At 69.9% G+C, this 19,595-nt stretch carries 20 protein-coding genes and 1 pseudogene; 12 read left to right on the top strand and 9 right to left on the bottom strand.

From position 1 onward, the window contains the following. The first annotated feature begins 136 nt into the window (after positions 1-136). From ACWD68_RS36480 to ACWD68_RS36500, 5 genes and pseudogenes are all read left to right on the top strand, one after another. A complete protein-coding gene (locus ACWD68_RS36480; protein ID WP_451810763.1) occupies positions 137-490 on the top strand; it encodes a hypothetical protein in 354 nt (117 codons plus the stop codon). 108 nt (positions 491-598) lie between these two features. After that, positions 599-1,504: a helix-turn-helix transcriptional regulator gene (locus tag ACWD68_RS36485; protein WP_451810764.1), complete on the top strand. Its 906-nt coding sequence runs from the start codon at positions 599-601 to the stop codon at positions 1,502-1,504. A gap of 595 nt (positions 1,505-2,099) precedes the next feature. After that, positions 2,100-2,252, top strand: a pseudogene (locus ACWD68_RS36490) (NF041680 family putative transposase); the annotation flags it as partial. 375 nt (positions 2,253-2,627) lie between these two features. Continuing rightward, positions 2,628-2,843 carry a hypothetical protein gene (locus ACWD68_RS36495; RefSeq protein ID WP_451810765.1) on the top strand — a complete coding sequence of 72 codons (216 nt, stop codon included), beginning with the start codon at positions 2,628-2,630 and terminating at the stop codon, positions 2,841-2,843. A 68-nt stretch (positions 2,844-2,911) separates the two neighbouring features. Then, on the top strand, positions 2,912-3,241 hold the full coding sequence (locus ACWD68_RS36500) for a hypothetical protein (protein WP_451810766.1): 330 nt from the start codon (positions 2,912-2,914) through the stop codon (positions 3,239-3,241). Between the two features lie 377 nt (positions 3,242-3,618). Here the strand turns inward: ACWD68_RS36500 and ACWD68_RS36505 are convergent, their stop codons facing one another. From ACWD68_RS36505 to ACWD68_RS36515, 3 genes are read right to left on the bottom strand one after another with little or no spacing between them, the layout of a single operon-like run. Next, positions 3,619-7,449: a hypothetical protein gene (locus ACWD68_RS36505; RefSeq protein ID WP_451810767.1), complete on the bottom strand. Its 3,831-nt coding sequence runs from the start codon at positions 7,447-7,449 to the stop codon at positions 3,619-3,621. Further along, positions 7,446-7,610, bottom strand: coding sequence for a hypothetical protein (locus ACWD68_RS36510; protein WP_451810768.1), 165 nt, complete (start codon positions 7,608-7,610; stop codon positions 7,446-7,448). Before ACWD68_RS36510 ends, ACWD68_RS36505 begins: the two co-directional genes overlap by 4 nt. Then, the gene (locus ACWD68_RS36515; protein ID WP_451810769.1) at positions 7,603-7,872 is read right to left on the bottom strand and encodes a hypothetical protein; all 270 of its coding nucleotides are present in this window, start codon (positions 7,870-7,872) and stop codon (positions 7,603-7,605) included. Before ACWD68_RS36515 ends, ACWD68_RS36510 begins: the two co-directional genes overlap by 8 nt. Positions 7,873-8,019: 147 nt before the next feature. Between ACWD68_RS36515 and ACWD68_RS36520 the strand changes: the two genes are divergently transcribed. Then, complete coding sequence (locus tag ACWD68_RS36520) at positions 8,020-8,604, top strand: tetratricopeptide repeat protein (protein WP_451810770.1); 585 nt, start codon at positions 8,020-8,022, stop codon at positions 8,602-8,604. Positions 8,605-8,652: 48 nt separating this feature from the next. Here ACWD68_RS36520 and ACWD68_RS36525 read toward each other — a convergent pair whose 3' ends face one another. Beyond that, complete coding sequence (locus tag ACWD68_RS36525; protein WP_451810771.1) at positions 8,653-8,829, bottom strand: hypothetical protein; 177 nt, start codon at positions 8,827-8,829, stop codon at positions 8,653-8,655. Positions 8,830-8,875: 46 nt separating this feature from the next. On the opposite strand from ACWD68_RS36525, the gene ACWD68_RS36530 reads away from it, so the two are divergent. After that, a complete protein-coding gene (locus ACWD68_RS36530) occupies positions 8,876-8,998 on the top strand; it encodes a hypothetical protein (RefSeq protein ID WP_451810772.1) in 123 nt (40 codons plus the stop codon). A 556-nt stretch (positions 8,999-9,554) separates the two neighbouring features. Here ACWD68_RS36530 and ACWD68_RS36535 read toward each other — a convergent pair. The 3 genes from ACWD68_RS36535 to ACWD68_RS36545 all read right to left on the bottom strand — a co-directional run bounded on the left by ACWD68_RS36535 (position 9,555) and on the right by ACWD68_RS36545 (position 13,642). Further along, the gene (locus ACWD68_RS36535) at positions 9,555-11,045 is read right to left on the bottom strand and encodes a M4 family metallopeptidase (RefSeq protein ID WP_451810773.1); all 1,491 of its coding nucleotides are present in this window, start codon (positions 11,043-11,045) and stop codon (positions 9,555-9,557) included. A 774-nt stretch (positions 11,046-11,819) separates the two neighbouring features. Further along, on the bottom strand, positions 11,820-12,359 hold the full coding sequence (locus tag ACWD68_RS36540; protein WP_451810774.1) for an N-acetyltransferase family protein: 540 nt from the start codon (positions 12,357-12,359) through the stop codon (positions 11,820-11,822). Further along, positions 12,356-13,642 (bottom strand): XRE family transcriptional regulator, encoded by a 1,287-nt coding sequence (locus ACWD68_RS36545; protein WP_451810775.1) that lies wholly within the window; start codon positions 13,640-13,642, stop codon positions 12,356-12,358. Before ACWD68_RS36545 ends, ACWD68_RS36540 begins: the two co-directional genes overlap by 4 nt. A gap of 222 nt (positions 13,643-13,864) precedes the next feature. On the opposite strand from ACWD68_RS36545, the gene ACWD68_RS36550 reads away from it, so the two are divergent. From ACWD68_RS36550 to ACWD68_RS36560, 3 genes are all read left to right on the top strand, one after another. After that, on the top strand, positions 13,865-14,398 hold the full coding sequence (locus ACWD68_RS36550; RefSeq protein ID WP_451810776.1) for a hypothetical protein: 534 nt from the start codon (positions 13,865-13,867) through the stop codon (positions 14,396-14,398). Next, complete coding sequence (locus ACWD68_RS36555; protein ID WP_451810777.1) at positions 14,395-14,988, top strand: hypothetical protein; 594 nt, start codon at positions 14,395-14,397, stop codon at positions 14,986-14,988. Before ACWD68_RS36550 ends, ACWD68_RS36555 begins: the two co-directional genes overlap by 4 nt. Before the next feature lie 74 nt (positions 14,989-15,062). After that, on the top strand, positions 15,063-15,518 hold the full coding sequence (locus ACWD68_RS36560; protein ID WP_451810778.1) for a hypothetical protein: 456 nt from the start codon (positions 15,063-15,065) through the stop codon (positions 15,516-15,518). 307 nt (positions 15,519-15,825) lie between these two features. Here the strand turns inward: ACWD68_RS36560 and ACWD68_RS36565 are convergent, their stop codons facing one another. Together ACWD68_RS36565 and ACWD68_RS36570 are read right to left on the bottom strand one after the other, a co-directional pair. After that, positions 15,826-16,851: an ISL3 family transposase gene (locus ACWD68_RS36565; protein ID WP_451810779.1), complete on the bottom strand. Its 1,026-nt coding sequence runs from the start codon at positions 16,849-16,851 to the stop codon at positions 15,826-15,828. Continuing rightward, positions 16,811-17,242 carry a DUF5958 family protein gene (locus ACWD68_RS36570; RefSeq protein WP_451810780.1) on the bottom strand — a complete coding sequence of 144 codons (432 nt, stop codon included), beginning with the start codon at positions 17,240-17,242 and terminating at the stop codon, positions 16,811-16,813. The genes ACWD68_RS36565 and ACWD68_RS36570 overlap by 41 nt, the downstream gene beginning before the upstream one ends. A 771-nt stretch (positions 17,243-18,013) precedes the next feature. Here ACWD68_RS36570 and ACWD68_RS36575 point away from each other — a divergent pair. Together ACWD68_RS36575 and ACWD68_RS36580 are read left to right on the top strand one after the other, a co-directional pair. Beyond that, positions 18,014-18,205, top strand: a complete 192-nt coding sequence (locus ACWD68_RS36575; protein ID WP_451810781.1) for a hypothetical protein — start codon at positions 18,014-18,016, stop codon at positions 18,203-18,205. Next, on the top strand, positions 18,198-19,304 hold the full coding sequence (locus ACWD68_RS36580; protein WP_451810782.1) for a response regulator: 1,107 nt from the start codon (positions 18,198-18,200) through the stop codon (positions 19,302-19,304). The genes ACWD68_RS36575 and ACWD68_RS36580 overlap by 8 nt, the downstream gene beginning before the upstream one ends. The last annotated feature ends 291 nt before the right edge of the window (positions 19,305-19,595 follow it).

A 19,595-nucleotide genomic window follows, 5' to 3' on the forward strand; every position in this document is an offset into this window, starting at 1 on the left:
CAAGAAAGCCGAGATGACGCGACATAACGGCCGTGCGCTGGCTTCACCGCCCACAGCTGACACCCGTATGTGCCGGGCCAATCTCTTCGGACCCGGCCCGGCACACACCCCCTTACAGTGGATGAAGGAGATGACCATGGACACCAACCCCACCGCCCTGCTTCTCGACCTCGCCGCCAGAGCCCAGGGCCTGAGTGACCGGGACGCGCTGCAGGACCTTCTCGCCAGGGCCCACCGCGCCTGGTGCGAGGGCGTCGCAGACGTTCAGGCCGGCACCCGCCAGGAGGCCGCGAACCTGTCCGACGCCCAGCTCGCCGAGCGGTGCGCTGCCGTGGGGACGCCGTGGGAGCAGGGGATGACACGCGGCGAGGCGGTCTCCGCGCTCGCGTTCGCGACCTGGGATGCCGCGCCGGCCGCCATGGCCTACACGGAGCTGGAAGAACGCGCCGCGCTCTTCGGTGTCTGCCTTCTTGGCGAGGAACTTCTGTAGCCGCCTCTCACGCTGGGCTGGACATGAACCCACCGGCTTTGGCATTATCGAACTTGTCGCGCTCGACCGGCGCCGGCACTGCCTTGCCAATCCTTCCAAAGGGGTTCGATGTCTCCCGCCGAGCGGCTCGTGGACACCGCGCAGATCGTGTCCGAGTTCGGCACGAGCAAGCCCCGGATCAGCGAGTGGAGCAACGCCCCGGACAGCGGTTTCCCCGCGGTCGCGCACACGGAGGGCCGCAAGCGGTTCTGGCGCCACGACGAGGTCGCGGCGTTCTTCGCCAAGCGCGCCCCGAAGAAGCGCACGCTGCCGGCCGCGGTACTCGAGGCCGACCAGGACGAGCTGCTGACCAAGCGGGAAGTGGCCAAGCTCCTCGGCTACACCCGCACCTCCACCATCGACGCCTACTTCCGCGACCGGCCCGGGTACTTCCCCGAGCCCGACGAGGACGTCGACGGCCCGATGTGGCGCCGCGGCACGATCGTCGCCTGGGCCAGCAACCGGCCCGGCAAGGGCCGGCGCAGCTCCGCCCCGGCTGCCGCGCTGCCCCCCGTACCCGTCGATGGGGACCCCGACGAGTTGCTCGGTACCGCCGAGGTCGCGAGCCTGTTCGGCTACAGCAGCGTCGCTTCCTTCTCCAGCGCCCTCTACCAGGGGCGCATCCCCGAACTGCCCGAGCCGGAGACCCTGGAGAGGGAGGAAGGCAGCCGCGGCGGAGCCCGCAAGAAGTGGCGCCGGGCCACCGTCGTCGCCGCCGCCCGCAAGCGCGGTGTACTGCCGGCCGCCGATCAGGACGAGAACGAGGACCTGGTCGGCGCCGCCGAGGCAGCCCGCATCCTCGGATACAGCAACGCCGACAGCTTCATCAGCGCGCTCGGGCACGGGCTCCTGCCCGACCTCGAGCAGCCCGACGGTTTCGAATACCGCCGCGGCAGTGCCGGCCGACCGCGCCAGCAGCGCTGGAAACGCTCCCGCCTCGAGGAACTGGCCGCCCGCCGGTCCTCGACGTCCTGACGGCAACACCGCACCGCGTCACACGCGGGATACCGTAAGACCGCGGCCTCTGGTTTAAGGGAACGACGAACGCCCGGCGGACCAGACGCCGCACGATGGCCGGTATGGAGAGGCCAGCCACCTCTCCGCCGCGAAGCCGCACAGCTTCGCGGCACCGGTCATCGCTACGGATCTCGTGCTACTTCTGCCCCAGCCGCTCGGGAAGGTACGTCCTGAGCCTGTTGAGAGACGCTCGTGCCCAGAGGACGCGCCGGCAACCGGCCCCAGGACGAGACCGATCGGCAAACCGATCACCCACGCCTCCTGCAGGTTGCCCATGCTGCCGTCTGGGTCGAGCGCCGGCGCGAGCACCCACGGGGCAACGGAGGCGGCCAGGAGGCCGAGCACCCAGCTCACCGTGAACACAGGGTGGTTGGGCAGGCCCTGCGCCCGGCGCAGGCGGATCACGTGGATCGGCCCCGCCAGAGTCGCGACGCCTGCCGTCTTCGGAGAGGGGGCCGGGGCGAGCGGAGTCTGTCAGGCCGCTCTGACATCGGCAGCAGAACCTGCCGTGAAAGCGGTGGTTGCGGTGTCGGAGTCCGGCCAGCAGCCGGCGGAACCGTCCCCGCCCGGACCAGGCCGCCCTCCGGGTTCGAAGAACCGCCGCCAAGCCACCCGCCATGACGTGGGCAGAGTCCTTGCCACCGGCGAGACATCCAGCCGACCCGCCCACCACAAGATCGGCGCCAAACCCCGCAGGACAGGCTGACGAACGACTTCGAGCATCAGCACAATGAGCGGATGCGCTACGAGGAGAAAGCGAAGCTCATCACAGCAAGGGCCCTGGTCCCGGTGGCCATCCTTGTCACCTCGCCAGTGCTGCTGATAGCCGGAGCGCCGATCCGTCGCCGATACCTCCGCTACGTCTACCGGGACGAAGCCCCACTGATCCTGGACAAAAAGCAGGGCCGAATCAGCGTCCACTGGTTCGTGATCACCAGCCCTCTTCTCCAATGGCTCTGCTGGCCCACAGAGTCACTCGCTCGACTCATCTCACGCCGACGTTAAACGACAAGCTGAGGCCTCCCGACTCGCCGCCGAGTTCACCGCGCGCAAGGAGGCCGAGGCCCGCGGCCGCCGCGCCGTGGCCGGCGCCCTCCCCGGAGCGCGCGTCGAGGAGGCCTACCGCCGCACACGGGTGATCTGGCAACGCGCCTGCCCGCCGCACGGCCATGGGAGCCCCGTCCAGCACGACAGCGTGTGCGCCGTCATCGGAGTGTCGGGCGGGAGTGTCAGCGTCGAAGTGTCCGGCCTTTCCCAAGGGATCGTCGCCATGCTGGCCGCCTACGCCGAGCAGTGAACCGCGGCCACCCCGCGCCGCCACGCCCGTCCCGCAATCCCCACCCCCTTCCAGCCCCGGGAGTCGCCATGCCGGAAATCTCGCCGATCATCGACTGGAACAGCAACAAGGCCTACCAGTGCCCCCGTTGCCGTCACGACACGGTCACCGACCCGTCCAAATGGAAGGTGTACACCTGCTGCAACTGCGGCACCCGCTTCGCGCGCTTCCCCCGCCTGCAGCGCCTCCTGCGCCACGCCGGCATCACCTGCGAGTGGTACACAAAGCGGCACCCTGTCCCCGTGGACGGCAAGCCGTTCGGGTTCCTGCGCCACCGGCACAATGGCGCCGACATGTACGCGCAGGACCAGTTCGGAGGCGTGGCTGTACGACACGGACGAGTACCCCAACCACCGTGACCGGGTCCGCCACCTCACCACCCGCTCCAGCCGCGCGGGAGCCATGGCCGAACTGGCCTGGCAGCGCAGCATGTTCGGGCCCATTTCGAGGACGACCCCAGCCCCGTGCTCGCCGTGGTCGCGGACGAGAAGTTCTACAAGTACGGGCCGGACATGACCGCGGAGTAGGAAGCCGGGTTCAGTGACGGCACGCTGGAGGTCTACGGCGTCGGAGTCCTGCGCCCTTAGGCTGTACGGCCAAAGGGCAGACGCCCGCGTGCTCGTCGAGTGGAACCAGAACTTCGGCAATCATGACTGCGCACCCGAGTGGCACCCTCCCGCCGTCCTTGGGCCCGGGTCACCCGTACGCACTCTCGACGCTCACGCTCCCTGGGGGGTCAGAGGCGGGTGGCCATCACGTGCGCGAGGCGCAACAGGTCGCGCACGCCCGGATTATCCCCGTCAGCCCGCGCCAAAGCCGCGCGCTCGGCGTCGCCCAAACCGGCCGGCGACCGCCGCAACAGCGAACCGGGATGGTGCAGATCGTGCACCCGGGTCACGAACGCGAAGGAGCGGCGCCGCGGCGGCGCCTCCACGTCGAGCTGCCCGGAGTAGATGACGTGACGTCCGCCCGGCGCCGCCAGCACCGCGCGCAAGCGACGGGCGGAGCCGACGATCGCGGGCGGGGCATCGACCGGGGCGAGACCCCGCCACGCGTCGAAGAAGCGAACCCGGCCCTCGGAGCCGGCGTGACCGCCGACCACGTCCCAGGCCGGGACCACACACAGCTGCGACAGCATCGGAGTGTCGCGGGACGCCACCGGCCGCATCCCGCCAGCGTCCAGCCGCCACAGCACCAGCCCGCCGTGCCGCCCCGCCGTCACGAGCGCGTCCTCCCCGGCGAAGACCAGCTCCCGTACCGGCGCGTGCTCCGCCGGTACAGGGGCCGCGTCCAGCGCGTGGCCGAGTGCGGCGTGGACGGCGATCAGGCGGTAGCCGTCGCACAGCACCATGCGGTCGCCCCTGGGGGTCACCGCCATCGGACCGCCGGTGCTCAGCGCCCACTGCCCGAGGTCGACCTGGCGCAACTCCCCGGTCGTCTTCAGGACCAGGACCTGCGGCGTGAGAGGCAGCGAGACCACGCATCCGTACGCCGTGGCCGCCAGGTGCGCTCCGGTGAGCGTGCGGCTCTGCGCCAGCACCCGCGTCTCGAACGACGTGTGCCGGACCAGTTCCGCCCGGGCCGCGTACCCCTCGCTGCGGCGCAGCGCGACCACGTCCCCGGGGCCCAGGACGGCGAGCGACGTGTGGCACACGGGGCCGCGGTGGAGCACAGTCCGCGTGCCGGACTCCGGCTCAAGGGTCTCGATCACCTCGCGCGACTGCTCGTCCGGGTCGTCCGTCACGTGCGCGGTGGCCAGCACCTCGCCGCCGTGCCCGAACGCGCTGTGCGCCGCGGAGAACACGCCGAAGTCCTCGGGCAGCGTCCGGGTGGCCGCGCCAGCCGCCCCATCTACGAGGGCCCGGGCGCGGCGCGGGGAGAGGGACCGCAGCCAGCCGAACAGTTCCGCCTCCAGCGGATGGTCCGGCGCCCCGGCGCGCCGCGGGATCCGGTGCACGAGGTGCACCGCGTCGGCGAGGGGAGCGGAGCGGACGAGCTCCCAGTACGCCGGCCAGTCCCGTCGACGCGCGAGCCCGCTCGCCGTGTCCTCCAGTACCGCCGCCGACACGTGCGGCACGGGCAGCAGCTCCGGGAGCCACCCGTCCACCGCGATCCGAGCCTCCGGCACCTGTCGGCCCAGGGAGTCGGGGTCGAGCACCCGCCGCGGAACGTCGGCCTCGGGCTCCGGCGGCAGGCCCGCCGCCCGGAGCGCACTGTTCTGCCGCGACACCGCGTCGCCCAGGGACGACATGTAGGTGGCGGGCGCGCGGTCGGCCAGCCGGCGCAGCCACGTCACCGCCTCCTCGCCGACCTCCACGGCCTCCCGGGGACGGTCTGCGTCGAGCAGGATCCCGTGCAGGCTCATCAGCGCCGTCGTCCACGCAGAGGTGTACCGGTGCGGATCGGCCTCGGCGAGGCGCCGGTTGAGCTCGGCCACCTCCCGCGCCGGCTCGACGGCCTCCACGTGGCGCCCGCGCGAGGACAGGTGCTCGCGCAGCCGCTCCAGCGACGCGACGAGCGGCGTGTCCTCGACCAGCGTCCCCTCGCGCACCAACTCCCGGCCCAACTCAACCGCTTCGCGCAGGGCGACGTCCTCCGCAGGCGGACGGAACGTGAGGGCCGACCCGTTGGACAGCGCGATCGCCAACCCTCTGCGCTGCCCCGGATCGTCGACGGCGGCCCTGCGGTACGCGCTGGCCGCCTCCTGGTTGGCCCGGTACGCCTCCTCCCACCGACCGGCCGACTCCAGATGCACACTGACATTGGCCAGCGCGGTCGCCCGGTACGGTTCGTACCGGCGCAGATCGTCCCGGGCGAGACGGGTGAAGAGGTCCACCACGCGCTGCTGCGTCGCCACCGCTTCGTCGACGTCGCCGGTGCGGTGCAGCAGACCGGCGACGTTGGTCAAGGTGCGGCCGACGTGCTCCTCGTACGTCTCCGGATCGTCGGCTGCCAGCTCCTGGAAAAGCTCGGCCCCGCGGCGCGCCGCCCGCAGCGCCTCCTCCCTGCGCCCCAGTTCGTGCAGGTCGTTGCCGTGCCCGGCGTACAGCCAGGCGCGTTCGTGCCGGTCCGGTGCCGCGGCGATCCGGGACGCGAACAGCCGGACGTTGACGGCGGCCCGTCCCACCACGAGGTTCGCGGGGGTCGGGTGCGGCACGGCGTCCACCACGTCCTCCAAGAGCGCCGTGGTGATGTCGGGCAGTTCGGCCAGAGCGGTGAGGGCAGCGCCCCCGGCGGCGACGCCGAGGCCGGGATCGTCGGCCAGCAGCGGATACAGGCAGGCGGGCCCGAGGTGCGGCCAGCGGCCCGCCGCCGCGATCAGCGTCGACACCCCCCGGGCGGGGCCGGAGCCGTGCCGCAGCACGGCGCCCGCGGTGTCCGCCGCCCACGCCTGCGCCGGGTAGTCGGCCGTGTGGCCCGGCACGGTCAGCGCGATGAAGTCCTCCGCCAACCGGTCCGGATAGAGCGGTTCCAGGACCGTGCCGTCCACGCCCTCGGGCGGCGGATAGCAGACGCCGTGGTCCGCCAGCACGGTGGGTGTCGGCTGCCCGACCGCCAGCGCGTCCACCAGCAGTGCTCCCTGCTCTTGCGGCTGCGCGCCGCTCAGGGAGGCGGCGAAGACCACCCGGTTCATGACGGCCGGGGGCAGGGTGATCCGTCCCGCGCCCCGCCGGTCGTGCAGCAGCACCCAGCCCAGGTGCTCGCGGTCGAGGAGGTAGAGGGTGAGCCCCGCCAGATCGGGCGGGGCGCGCCGTCCCGAGGCCGCGGCGTCGATGGCGACCAGGGCGGCCATGTGCACGGCGAGCGCCAGCCTGAAGTCGTCGTCGGCGAGGTCGGGTTCGCCCGCCGGCGCTACGATCTCGTACCGCTCGGCGAAGGCGGCGCGTGCCGCACGGAACATCGCCCCCCGCTCGCCCTGCCCGGCCGCCGGGCCGCTCGGCTCGTCCAAAGGCCCGAGGGCCTGTGCCGACACGTCGATCTGCTCACTGGCGAGCGCCCCGCGCAGCGCCGGCCACGAATCAGTGCCGCGCGCCAGCAGCAGGACGCGGGCGCGCACGTCCGGACGGTGCAGCAGGGCGTTGCTGAACAGCCAGGTGACGGTGGTCAGCGGCCAGCGATCCGCGTAGTCGACCAAGAGCAGGAGCCCGGCCGCACTGTCCGGCGTCAGGTCCTGGCTGCCGGGCGGCGGCAGCACGGTCCCGGGCCCCTGGACCGCGGTGACCACCTTCCAGCCCTGCCCGGACAACTCGGCGGCCAGCTGCTGGGCCAGCCGGGTCTTGCCCTGCCCGCCCGGCGCGTGCAGCCAGCGCGCCGCCCGCTGCGGACCGCCGGCGCACCAGGCGTGCAGCGCTCCCAGCTCGTCCTCCCGCCCGGTGAACGGCGCCACGGCGAACCGAGCGTGGAGCATCCGACTGGGCTGCTGCCGCAGCCACTGCGGATCCGCCTCGGGGGTCGGCGCCCACCGGCGCAGCACGTACAACGGCGTGCCGTCGCCGAACACATGGATATCCGCGCCGACGACACCGTAGGCGAACCCGCCCGTCGCGCTGACGTGCTGCTCGCTCACGTCGCGCGGTCACCGCGGCCGGCGCCGGGCTCCTGATGGACGATCACGTTCCCACCCTGCGCGCCGAACGCCTGCCCGTGGTCGCGCGCCTCGACGTGCTGCACCCAGTGGCGCTGCTGGGCGGGCAGTTCGTCCTGCAGCCGCCGGGTCAGCTCACGCACGTCGTCGGCCACCTCCGGGTGCGCGCGAAGGAACTGCTCGAGCCGTTGCCAACTGCCGGCGCGCCGCCTCCGGATCCTCCGCCCCGGACACCAGCGCGGCCTCGCTCTCCAACAGCGCCACCAGCGCACCCTGTTCGGGTGCGTCATGCCGCCCGAACAGCCGCAGCAACCCGGAGCGCGCGGCGCCCCAGGCGTCCGTCGCCATCGCGGCGACGAGCGTCGTCGAAGCGGCCGTCGCGACCGCCGCCAGGGATTCGATCATGGGTGTCCTCCCGTTGCCGTGCCCGCCCCATCGTGCCACCGCGGCCCGCGCCCGCGCCCTCCCCGATCAACATGCCGCGGTTATATGGTGGTTGGCCGCACCACCGGGACAACGACACGGCGACGACGCCGTGGGCGAGGGGGCGTCGTGTGGCGTCGCAAGGGCCCGAACCGCACCGGCCTGCGCCGCCAGCTCCGCACGGCGCGCATCCTGTTCGACGCCGGCGACTTCACCGCGGCGGAGGTGCTCCTGCGCCGCCTGCTGCCCGACTGCGAGGCGGAGCTGGGAGCGAACCACGGGGAGACCATCGGCCTGCTCAACTTGCTCGGCTCCACCCTCTACCAGCAGCGCAAGGCGGCTGCGTCCGCGCAGATCGCCCGCGAGGCCACCGACCGTGCGGCCCGCGCCTGGGGCCCCGACGACCCCGCGACCCTCGACTGCGCTCACAACCTCGGCGGGGCCCTGGCCATCCAGGGCGACGTCTCCGCGTCCGTCGCGGTTCTCGACGACACCTGGCAGCGCCGCGCCCGCCGCCTGGGAGCCGCCCACGAATCCACCCTCACCACCGCCAACACCCTCGGCGCGACCCTCTTCGCCGCAGGCCTCCGCCGCGACGGCCTCACGGTCCTGCGCCGCGCCCACGCCCAGAGCATGGGCCTGCCGGCCGGGCATCCGGTGCGTGTGGACATCGCCGACAATCTACGGATCGCGGAACGGAACGCGGGCAGCTGACCGGCGGCGCCCCGACGGGGACGCCACCGGCAGGCCCGCCCGATCCCCTCAGCAGATCTGTCCAGCGACCGCGGCCCGGATGCGCCGAAAATCCCCAACGCCGTACGCCTTCAACACGCCGTGGTGGTCGCCCTCCAGCTCGACGACCATGGGCGGCTGTGCCGAGTAACCGGACCGGTCCTCGATGAAGAAGTAGTCGTCCCCTGTCGCCCTGAAGATCGTCACCGGTGCGTTCGGTGAGCTCGTGGAAGTGCACTCGAACTCCTAGGTCGTGGCGACGATGCCGGTGATGGCGGATCGTCGCCCGGTCGAGCGCAGGCATCAAGCAGTGGATGTACCCGACGAACGCCTCCTCGGCGTGCTGGAAGCCGACCACACCATCAGCGCCATCTGACCCACGGCGCTGGTTCCCGCTCAGGCCGGCGGGAACCGGCGCCGGGAGGCCCCGCCATGTACCTGGTCACGCCCGACCCCGGACACGGAGTCGTCGCCGCGCCCCGCAGGACCTCACCGCCGAGACCGAACAAGCCCTCACCGCGCGGGGGTTCACCTGGAACAACAGCATCGAAGCGTACGTCCGGCCGGCACCCGCAGACGAAGCGACGTCCACGGCGGCGGCCGTGGCCGCCGAGCTCCGCACCAAGGGCCACTACGTCATCGCCCCCGCAGCCGTCGCGCTCGCGCAGCTCCCGGCCTGAGAGCAGGCCGCCCAGTCACCCAGTACGCCCCGGAGGGATACCTCATGGCCGCAACCACCGCGCCCGTCCTCACCACGGACGCCGTCACCGTCACCACCGACCGCATGGGCCGCCTGTACGCCGTCATCCCCGACGACGTCGCCCGCCCGCTCACCGTCGCCGCACGCAAGGGCATCGCCCCCGAGGCGCACGGAAGTCCATGCATGGGCGTCACACCAGCCGATGACCTGCAGGTTCAGACTGAGAGAAGGCTCAATGCACCTGGTCAGTGGGGAGGCCCACACTCGACCAGGCATCAACGACCGCCTGATGCTCCTCGCCCTGGCCGTAACGGTTGAGGGCAGCAGCGACGGTGAGCCGGGCGAAGTCAGCGAACTGCGTCTCTTCCGCCAGTTCGCCACCGGTGAGGACATCCCACCAGATCCATCCGGCGCGCTCCCACGCTTTGCCACCGAGCCGCTCTGCCACGAGGTAGAAGGCACGGTTAGGGATGCCGCTGTTGATGTGGGTGCCACCGTTGTTGCGCTCGGTCTGCAGGTAGTGGCCCATCGTCGCGGGCTGCGGATCCCTGCCCAAAGTGTCATTGTCGTAGGCCGTGCCCGGCTCCTTGAGCGAACGCAGCGCGACTCCATTGATCCCGGGTGCCAGGAGACCGACTCCGAGCAGCCAATCGGCCTCCTCGACGCTCTGCCCGAGCGCGTATTGCTTGACCATCACTCCGAAGACGTCGCACAACGAGTTGATGAGTGCCCCGGGTTGTCCATGGAAGACAAGGTCCGTCTGCTGGATCATGGCCTTCATCAACTCGGCTCCCACGACTTCAAGGCACTGGCTGAACCGGGAGAAGGTCTGATCGTCCCCATCTCCCAGAACAAGCAGGGAACCGTTCCAGAAGCCGTTGTTGTACTTCCTGCCGTAGTGAACGACCGCAGGTACGGGCAGTCGGGGATCGAGAAGATACTCGCGGCCGAAGACCTCACGCAGGAATCGCGATGTGGCCACGAGACCGTCATAGGTCTCATCGACCGCAGAGTCGCCCACCGGTTCGTCGCCAGTGGCACGGGCCACAGGAAGCCTGTCAAGCTCTTCCCCCCACCGAGCCTCGAAGACTATGTGCTGCACGTCTTCGGGGGGTGACCCGTCGCCGATGAACGTCAACTCACCATCCGTCACACGCCACCCGAGGCCCTGGTATGTCAGCTGGAGTCCACCCTCCTCGGTCAAGCGCTCGTACAGGGAAAGCGGGATCACTCCGGAACGCAACAGCGGATGAGTTGTAGCCCGGCCTGCCAATGGGGCGCCCTCCAGCCGCCTAGTCCAGTCCCGTACCTGGACCTTCGGTACCTGCGCGACCTCCCCTATCGCAGAGATGGCCCGCGTCAACCGCTCCACTGTCCAGTCCAGGAGTTCACCGCGATCCGCCGCGGAGAGTGTGTCGTCCGCAATGAACGGCACAATCTCCAGAGCCGCGTAACCACGGTGCACAGCCTCGAAGGTGGCACTGCTGCGCCGACGCGCCAGCAACGCACCCTGGCTGTCCCATGCAGCGCGGTTCAACGTCGGCGCGGCCCAGTGCCCGGTCTGCCGAAAATAGGCGACAGCGGTGCTGTCCCGGGTGAGTTCGGCGTAGATCAGCCTGGCAGCCGTGCGAACGCTGGTGCGCGTATGAAGCCAGGTTCCACCGAATGTGACGATACCGCCGGCCACCGCGCCGATAAGCGTAGTGATCAGGGCAATGTCCATCTTCGCCCCCCGTCGCCCCCTTCCACCCAGCGTATCGAGAACTACCGGAGGCGTCGGCGCGCCAGGAGCAGCTACTGAACTTGATTGGGGAGATTTTCTCCCCATGGAGTACCCAGGCAACACCGTAGGCCCGCGAGACGGGCGGCCCTCGTCGGACGACCGCTCCCGACATCACCCAATCAAGTTCAGTAGTGTCCTGCGCCGGTAGTCCGTCGTTGGATCTGGCGGTCCCAATTCAAGCCGCCCGGTCTGCTCCTCAGAGTCTGAGCGGACCACACGTCAGCCGATAGGCCTCCTGGACCCAGGGCTCCTTGGCTTGAGGGTTCACGCCGCAGGCCAGGGATGCACCTATACCGCTGAACCAGGTGCTCACGCTGCCGCAGCCGTCACGGCCGGGGCAGGTCACGGTGAAGCTCGCGTAGACCGCCTGGACTCCCTCGGCCTCGACAAAACGCCCAGGGTCCGTTGCGCGATCCCGCCGCGCTCCACTCAGGACCGGAGCCAGACACCGAATCCCTCTCCTCGCCTGTAGCCTCGGCGCTCCAACTCCTTGCCGAGCACTCCCCACTGAACCGGCGGGACGAGGCCCTCCACGTGCTCGAAGAGGCCAAGGAGCTGAGCATCCGTCAATGATCGGGCGTACACCGTTCGACCCTTGACGCTGAAGTCGCGAGGCGCATCGTCCGTATCGACGGCGACAACGCCCGTGTGCACTGCTGACCCCAACGAAACCCGCCGACAATCAGGCACAAGCTGAGGCGGCCTCCGCCCGTGTCAGCGGGCGGAGCGAATCATCACGACGAGCGTCGGTGACGCCGGTGACGGCTGGCTCTGGCCGAGGTCTTGGTAGCCCCACGACTGGTAGAGCTGGTGGACCTTCCCGCCACCGGCCGCCGGGTTCACCATGAGCGTCACGTACGACTCGTCCCGCGCAGCGAGGAACGCGTCATGCATCCGCCGCGCGGTCCCGGTCCCCCGCCACTCATCCCGTACGCCGATCTCCTTCAACGCCACGGCCGGACGGCGGGTGTACTCCTCCGCCGGTTCTGGGGCCGTGCGCTGCCAGTACCGGTCACCGTGCTCGATGCGGTTGCCGTAGGCGTAACCGACCGGGTGCCCATCGGCGTACGCGAGGACGACCGTGAACCCCGGTTCGGCGCTGTGCCGGTCCAGCCGCTCGCCGAAGGCGGTGATGGCGTAGTTCGGCAGGTGGAGCAGCGGGGCGCGCACTGCGGCGTATACGTCGATCACGTCGCCGCGGATGGGGTCCAGCTCGGTGAACGTGCGGAGTTCGGTCGTGGGTGCCGTGGTCATGGGATGGCCTTCCAGGCGTCGCGAGTGTGCTCGGTCCAGGTCTGCGCGGTGGAGCTGCGCGGCGCTCGCGCACGTAGCGCGGCGCCGAACTCTTGCAGCATGCGGGAGACACGGGCGTGCTGGGTGGCGGCGTCGGCAGGTACGTGCATGGCTGTGATCGCGGCGGCTTCAAGGTCGTCTTGGGCGAGTTGGGCGTGTGCGAGGCGCGTGGTGGTGATGGCGTGGGACCGACGCATGTGGGGCCGCAGGGTGGCCAGGCAGCGATGGGCGTGGAACTCTGCGGTCGGGTAGTCACCAAGCGCGAGGAAGGCTGAGAGGGCAAGGGAGTTCAGCTCGGCCTGATCGTAGAAGGCGAGCAGCCACACCGGCCGGTATGCGTCTGGGTCTATGCGTTGCAGGGCGTCTTGTGCCTGGTCGAGCGCGCGGCGGGTGCCCGTGCGGTCCTGCGCAGCGCCGTGGATTGCTGCCTGCCGGGCCAGACCGAGGGAGGCGAACATGGGATCGCGGCGTGTGATGTGCAGGTTGCGTGCAACGTCGTTCGCGGCCAAAGCCTCGGCCGGGCGGCCGATGTGCCGGTACATGGCCCCTGCGTGGCTCCAAATACGGAACTTGATCGCCTGGTCTCCGGACATCTCGGCGAGGGCCTGGGCCTCGCGCATGTGTGCCTTCGCGTCGGCGTAGCGGCGGCCGTCGATCGCCGCCCACATTGCGGAGGATCGGAACGAGGCAGCGCACCCGTACAGATTGCTGCGGACGCGTTGGGTGGCACTGCCGGCGTTCTGAAGGTTCAGGGCCTCGTCGGCGAGTGCGGCGGCGCGCTGCTCGATGTCAGGCTGGCCACCGTAGCGGTGGTCGCTCGCGATCACCTCGGCGAAGCGTTGCTGTAGTCGGCCGACATCGATCATGCCAATTCGGCGGGGTCCTGTGGTGCCGGGGGTGGCTGCTGCAGCTGCGGCGGCGGCGGCAAGACCGCCGACGAGAGTACGGCGCTTCATATCGGAGTCCTCCTGCGGTGCGGCCGGGGTGGACGAGGCCCGGCCCCGTGGCACGAACCCTAAAGCGGTGGCGGGTAAACCGCTGACTGCCTCAAGTGCCTTGCGGGTGGCGGACTTGGGCCAGCAGACCCGACCGGCCTTCCAGTCCCGGACGGAGGAGCCGTCCAGTCCGCCAGTCCGACCAGTGAGCTGCTCAAGGGCCCTGTTCACCGCTTCAGCCAGCCTGTTGGAGCTGTACCCGTGCTCGTCCATCCACGCCTCAAGAGCCTCATTGCGCGTGGCATCCATGCACGCACCGTAGCGACTTGCCGTCCGCCCGTCAGGTAAAGCGACAGTCAAATCACCCTAGGGTGTTCCGCCGGATCAGCGCCCGATCACCCTAACCAGCCTGCTGCGCAGCGGAGTTATCTGGTTACTGAACAGCCGCTGCACAGCGGTAACCATCGACGCCCCGGCCGCCGCAATCGCCGAAGCGCCTGACCGAGCACAATCATGAACTTGGGAGTCCCCTTGAATCCCCCAGAGCAGCCCGCAACCGCCACCGCAGACAGAGCGGCAGCACCACCGCACGCGAGCACGGCCACGCTGCTGCCACTCACGGAGGACAACCCGCGCTTCCTACAGTTCTGGCCGCTCGCCGCCACCCAGAGCGCGGGCCCGAACGCCCGGCTGCGCATGCGCCCGTGGCTCACGTACGCGCGCTGGACCGGCAACATCGACCAGGCCGCGCGCGTCGCCGACAAACTCGTCGACAACGCCGTCCAGCACGGCAAGCCGCTCCCCGGCAACATGGTGTACCTGCGGGTGTTCGGACTCCCCGAAACCAACGAGATGGTCATCGAGGTCGAGGACGCGCTTCCCGAATTCCCCGGGTTCGAGCAGGCCGCCAACCAGAGCGGTGAGGTTCAAGGCGCGCCCACGGGACTGTGGTGGGTGGCCCACTACCACGGCCGTACGACCTGGGACGTGACGAGAGACGGCGGCTTGGTCGTCGGCAAGAAGGTGCAGGCCATCATCCCCGCGACCTGGGACGGTTCCAAGTGACGCGCACACCTCTCTCCCAGCGCCCGCCGAAGAGGCGCGGCAGCGCGTCGGCCCCGGGCATCGAGTTCCTGACGCAGACCATGGACGTCGCGCCCGAGGACGTCGCGCCGGACATGCACGACCTGGCCGCACGCGTGCGGAGCCTGATGGACCTCCAACAGGGGCGGCCGCTGCAATTGCCGTTAGGCGGGCGGTTCTTCGACATCGTCGTCACCGCGAGCGGCCCCGAGGCCTACGCCGTGGTGAGCCTCATGGACGAAGTGCAGCACGTCCCCGGCCAGCGCCTCACCACCCCTGCCTGCGGCCCAGTGATCGAGGACTCCGAGCGCGGGTGGCTGATCTGGTTCGTCCCTCCGGGCACGCACGCGGTGTGGGAGCCGCTCCGGTACGGCATGTGCCTGGGTGCCCCGTACGAGCTCGCCCTCCCGCCGATGGCCCAGACGGAGCCCCCGGGCCCGTACTGGCTGCGCCCGTGCCGCGGCGACCGCCTCGTGCCGCACTTGCCGCTGCGCGACTTCCTCGACCGTTTCCAGCCCGGCCCGATCCCGCACGAGGTACTCCTCGGGCAGTTCCTGAGCACCATCTCCTGATCTCCGTGCGCGGCGGAGGATGCGCCTGCTCCACGCCCCTCCTCCGCACGCGGGTCCAACCGTGAGGGAACAACGTGACCACACCCAGCGGATACCCGGCGCTCTCCGCCACGCCCCGCCCCCAGGACGTGCGTCTGGAGATCCTGCGCAGGCGCATCCAGGCGGACATCATCGCCCGGGCCCGCCGCGCACACCGCACGGTACGCGTCGCCCCCTACATACTGGCCGGGCCCGGCGCCGAGCGGCGGGCGGACCTGGAACTGATCCAGTCACACGTGCACCGCATGGAGTGGCACCTCACGCGGTCCTCGTTCGCCGACGTCGGCCAGGCCCCCGCGATCGGGCAGCGAACCGGGTTCACCGAGGCCTGCCTGTACGCGGCCCAGGGCTTCGCGCACGGCATCGTCGCCATCGGCCGGGCCGCCATCACCACGGACAACGCGGCGTACGCAGACGTGCTCGAACAACTCCACCACAGCGGCGTGTTCCTGTCGTACCCGCCCGGAGCCCACGCCCCCGAGCCCACATGACCGGCGCCGACCGCGGGATTGGTCCCCGCCATCTCCGGTCGGCGCCTCTCCACCCCCGCACCGCCCATGCGATGCGGGAAAGCCCGGCCGTCAGCCGTCGGCCGGGCAGGTAGCGCCACGCAATCCGAGAACCGGAGGGCACCATGGCAACACCGACGACCATCAAGGACCGCGAGGAATACGCGGCCACCCGTTCCCCGCAGGACTACGTCAGCCCGGAGGTATGGGACCGCGAGGTCAGGCTCCTCATGCGCGACTACCCGTTCGACCGGGTCACGGCGGAGCGCATGTTCGGCCAGGCGGTCTCCTACCTCATCACGTCGATGGGTGCGGGATTCGTCTCGCCTGCCGGGGGCAGTGCTGCGGGCAGGCAGCCGCGGTGGGTGGACGCGATGTCCTGGACGCGGCGGGAGAGCCCCTGCCAGAGGTGAAAGCGGTCACTGACCTGTACGGCATTCGGGGCGCCAGTGGCGATGCCCTGCCGGTAGGTGAGGGAACCGTCGCGGCAGGCGACCTCAACGCCAGGGTGCTCGCGGAGCCACTGGCTGAGCTGTGCTGCGTCGCGTCCTTCCCACAAGGTGATCGGGAGCCGGCTGGTGGCGTCGACCAGCAAGGTGCCGTAGGTGTCGCCGTAGAGCGCGAAGTCGTCCACGCCCAGCACTCGAGGAGTGATCAGTGGAGGAAGCGGCACGCGCATCACCTGGGACAGGACAGCACACCGCGAAAGCCTGATGTTCAAGATCCGCAGCATCCGGGACCCGCCACGCCCGGCCAGCACCACACCGACATCCTCCACCAGGCGCTGTAACTGTGGTGTGCGCCGCTGGTAGCGCTTCGTCAGCCCCGGTACTTGCTCGGCGAAGGTCACCTTCGGGCACGTCGTGTTTTCGCAGTACAGCCGGCGTACTGACAAGTCGATGCGCAGAGGTCGGCCTGCGAGCGTGACATCGGTGAGACGCCGTGCATAGCGGCTGTGGCACCACGAGCTGAGCTGACCACACCCCGTGCATCCCGCCGGTTTCCCAGATCTCGTACGGGCTCGGACCGACACCACAGCATCGGAGACATCCGTCGATTCCACCAACACATCAGACAACTGCGGTAACAGGCCAGGTAGTTCAAAAGGGCACAGCCACAGGCTCCCGGCTATGCGGACCGGCCGACCGTGCCACCAAGATGATCTCCGGCTACGAAAATCTTGCCAGAGCCACTCAGAGGAGTACGCCGACACCGGGCGCCACACGGGAGGGGCCGCCCGATAACCAGCCCAGCCAGAGCCGGAAGGGCCGATGCTACGGCTGCTCGGTTCTCGCTGGCAGGTTGTGCCACGCATGTCCGCAGGCGCCTTTACAGTACGTCTCGCGGCGGCGAGCGTCTGCAACGGCGAACACGGAAACGAGGACGCGGAATGCCTTGACGTGTTCGGCGGAGGGGAGGCCCGCAAACCCGTAGCGGGGCGGGTCCATGCAGATCATCACTGAGGGGTTAGCCGTGGGCTTCACACCGGACCGCGCCACCCCCGCACGGCCGTCCGCAGCCGTAATGTGCGCCTGCATCGCATAGCCGGCGACTTCCTGCAGAACCTCCTGCTGGCGTGTTGGGGCGAGGTCGGAGAACCAGCCCACACCAGCGTCCAACGCGCGGAGCCCCTGAGCGATCTCGTTGACGACCCGCTCGGTCTCGCGCCGGAAAGTGCGGCCATCGTCGCTGCTCGGTTCGGGCATCGCTTGATGATTTCACGATGCGGGTTCCGGGCGAAGGCCGGTATCCGCATCCCAGCGCGGGCGGGAACCGGGAGGAGTCCGCTCCGCTCCCGAGATCCGGCAGCCCCGCGAGATCTGGCAGCCCCGCAGGACTCCGACACCGCGGTTCGCAAGACGCCCCAGAGCACTTGAGTGGCGGCAGCCATCCGGACTGATGGAGAAACCCGGCCCTGCGCAGCGGAGCAGTCCGGTAAACAGCCTCGATGGGTCCTGGGCGCACCCCCGCCGTCGGCGCATCCCGCGGGGGCTTGCTGCTGTCAGCGGTCGGGCTGTCCGGGGGACCGGGTCTGCGGTGTCTTGCGCTTCGTCCAGGAACCGGTGGGCATGGAGCGCGGCGTACAACTCGGCGAGATCACTCTGAGCGCCGACCAGGTCTCGGGGGAAGGCTCCCTCGGGGCGGCCGCGTCCTTTCCGCGACCTGTCGGCGGGGACGAAAAGCGAGCGCTCGGCCCCTTCACGAGCAGGCGGCCGGGACACCCAGAGGATGCCCACGTTGCACGCAACACTTGGCAACGATGATCCGGCGGACCCATTGGCCTGGGAAAACACTCTGCTTTCTGGCAACACAGCTACACAGCGGGGGTGTTGCAGCGCCGATTGCCGTACGCAACAGGCCGCTTTCCCTCCATCCTGTGTGTCACCCAGACGGCATTCCGTCGAACTGGGAGTGACATTCCCTCAGCCGCCCGGCTACGGGACAGTGGATGGAGAGACGGCATGGAACCGCCCTTGGTGACAACCAGAGCAGCGCTGGTCCTTCTGCTCGCGGTACTCAGTGGGACAACCGCAGCTGCGCTGTCCTGGCTCGGAGGCGGCAGCCTCGCCCGCAGCGTGCTGGCAGGCCTGGCGACGGCCGCACTGGGCGTCTCGTTCTTCAACCGGCTGATCGCAAGCAACAGGGCGGAGGGACAAGGTCGTGGGTGAGCTCAGGCCGCTCGGAAGTGACCTTCCCGAAGCCACGCGTGCTCTCGCTCAGGCGCTGCGCGAGCTGTTCGAGGGGCTGGAAGTCTCCGTGCGGCGATACGCTGCGCGCCGGCAATGGGACCCCGGCTCACTCTCCCGGTACCTCAACGGCACCCGGTTACCTCCCTGGAAGATCGTCAGAGAGCTCCTGGCCGATCTCGGTGAGCATCGGGGCACTGCCGTGACACCCGAGGCCGTAGAGCTCGTCCGGGAGCTGTACCGGGCGGCGAGCGATGCTGGCTCCTCACAGCATCACGCCATGGAGGTCCTTGAGGAGCAGCTGGCCGACGCCGACCGCCGGTCCCGGCGTTCCAACGTTCAGGGCGACGTCCTGGGCGATGCTCTGCTGGAACGCACGAACCGTATCCATGACCTGGAAGTGCGCCTCTCACAGCTCGAATCGGACTGGAAGGCCGAGCGGGGCCGAGCCGACGAACTGGCTGCCGCACACCCCAACGCCTCCCAGCTGCTCGAGGAACGCGACGTCCTACAGCAGCAGGTCACCCGGCTCGGCGAAGAGCTGAGAAGCACGCGTGAGGAACGTGCCGCGGCCGAAGCGCGCTGTCAGCTCCTTGAGCTCCAACTCGAAGCCCTGGAACGTCCAGCCGTGCTGCCGTCGGTGCCGGACGCCGCCATGCCGAAGATCCTCGTCGTCGACGACCAGCCCGACAACCTCCTGGCCATCACCGCGGTCCTCGGCACACTCGACCAAGACCTCGTCACCGTCTCGTCCGGACGGGAAGCCCTCAAAGCCCTCCTGGACAACGACGAGTTCGCCGTCATCATCATGGACGTCCAGATGCCCGGCATGGACGGCTACGAGACGGCCGCCCAGATCAAGCACCGCCACCGCAACCGAGACGTCCCCATCATCTTCCTCACCGCCATGGGCGCAGACCCCGTACACGCCAGCCAGGGCTACCTCGTCGGCGGAGTCGACTACATCACCAAACCCTTCGACCCCTGGGCCCTGCGGGCCAAGGTCGCCGTCTTCACCCAGATCCACATCGAACGGCGCATGACCCGCCGGGCACTCTCCGACGGCTCATCTCAGCGTTAAGGCGACCATCGTCGGCCGTGTGCGCCGCCTCAGCCGGCTGTCAGCGGGTCTGCCACACGGCTGCCGGATGCACCACACCGCCGGAGGAAGACACATCCAGCCCCACACCCGTCCCGTCAGCGGACGCCGCCCCCGCGAAGCGCTGCATGCCGGGAGCGGCCGTACCGGCAGAGGGACTGAGTTGTCGATCATGAATGGGAGGGGTGGGGGGGGCCCGGAGGGCGGGGGCGACACGCACACCGTCGGGGAACCCAAGCAGAAAGAAGGATGCTGGAAGCGCAGGCGGGGCAG

The sequence above is a fragment of the Streptomyces sp. NPDC005141 genome (assembly GCF_053599975.1).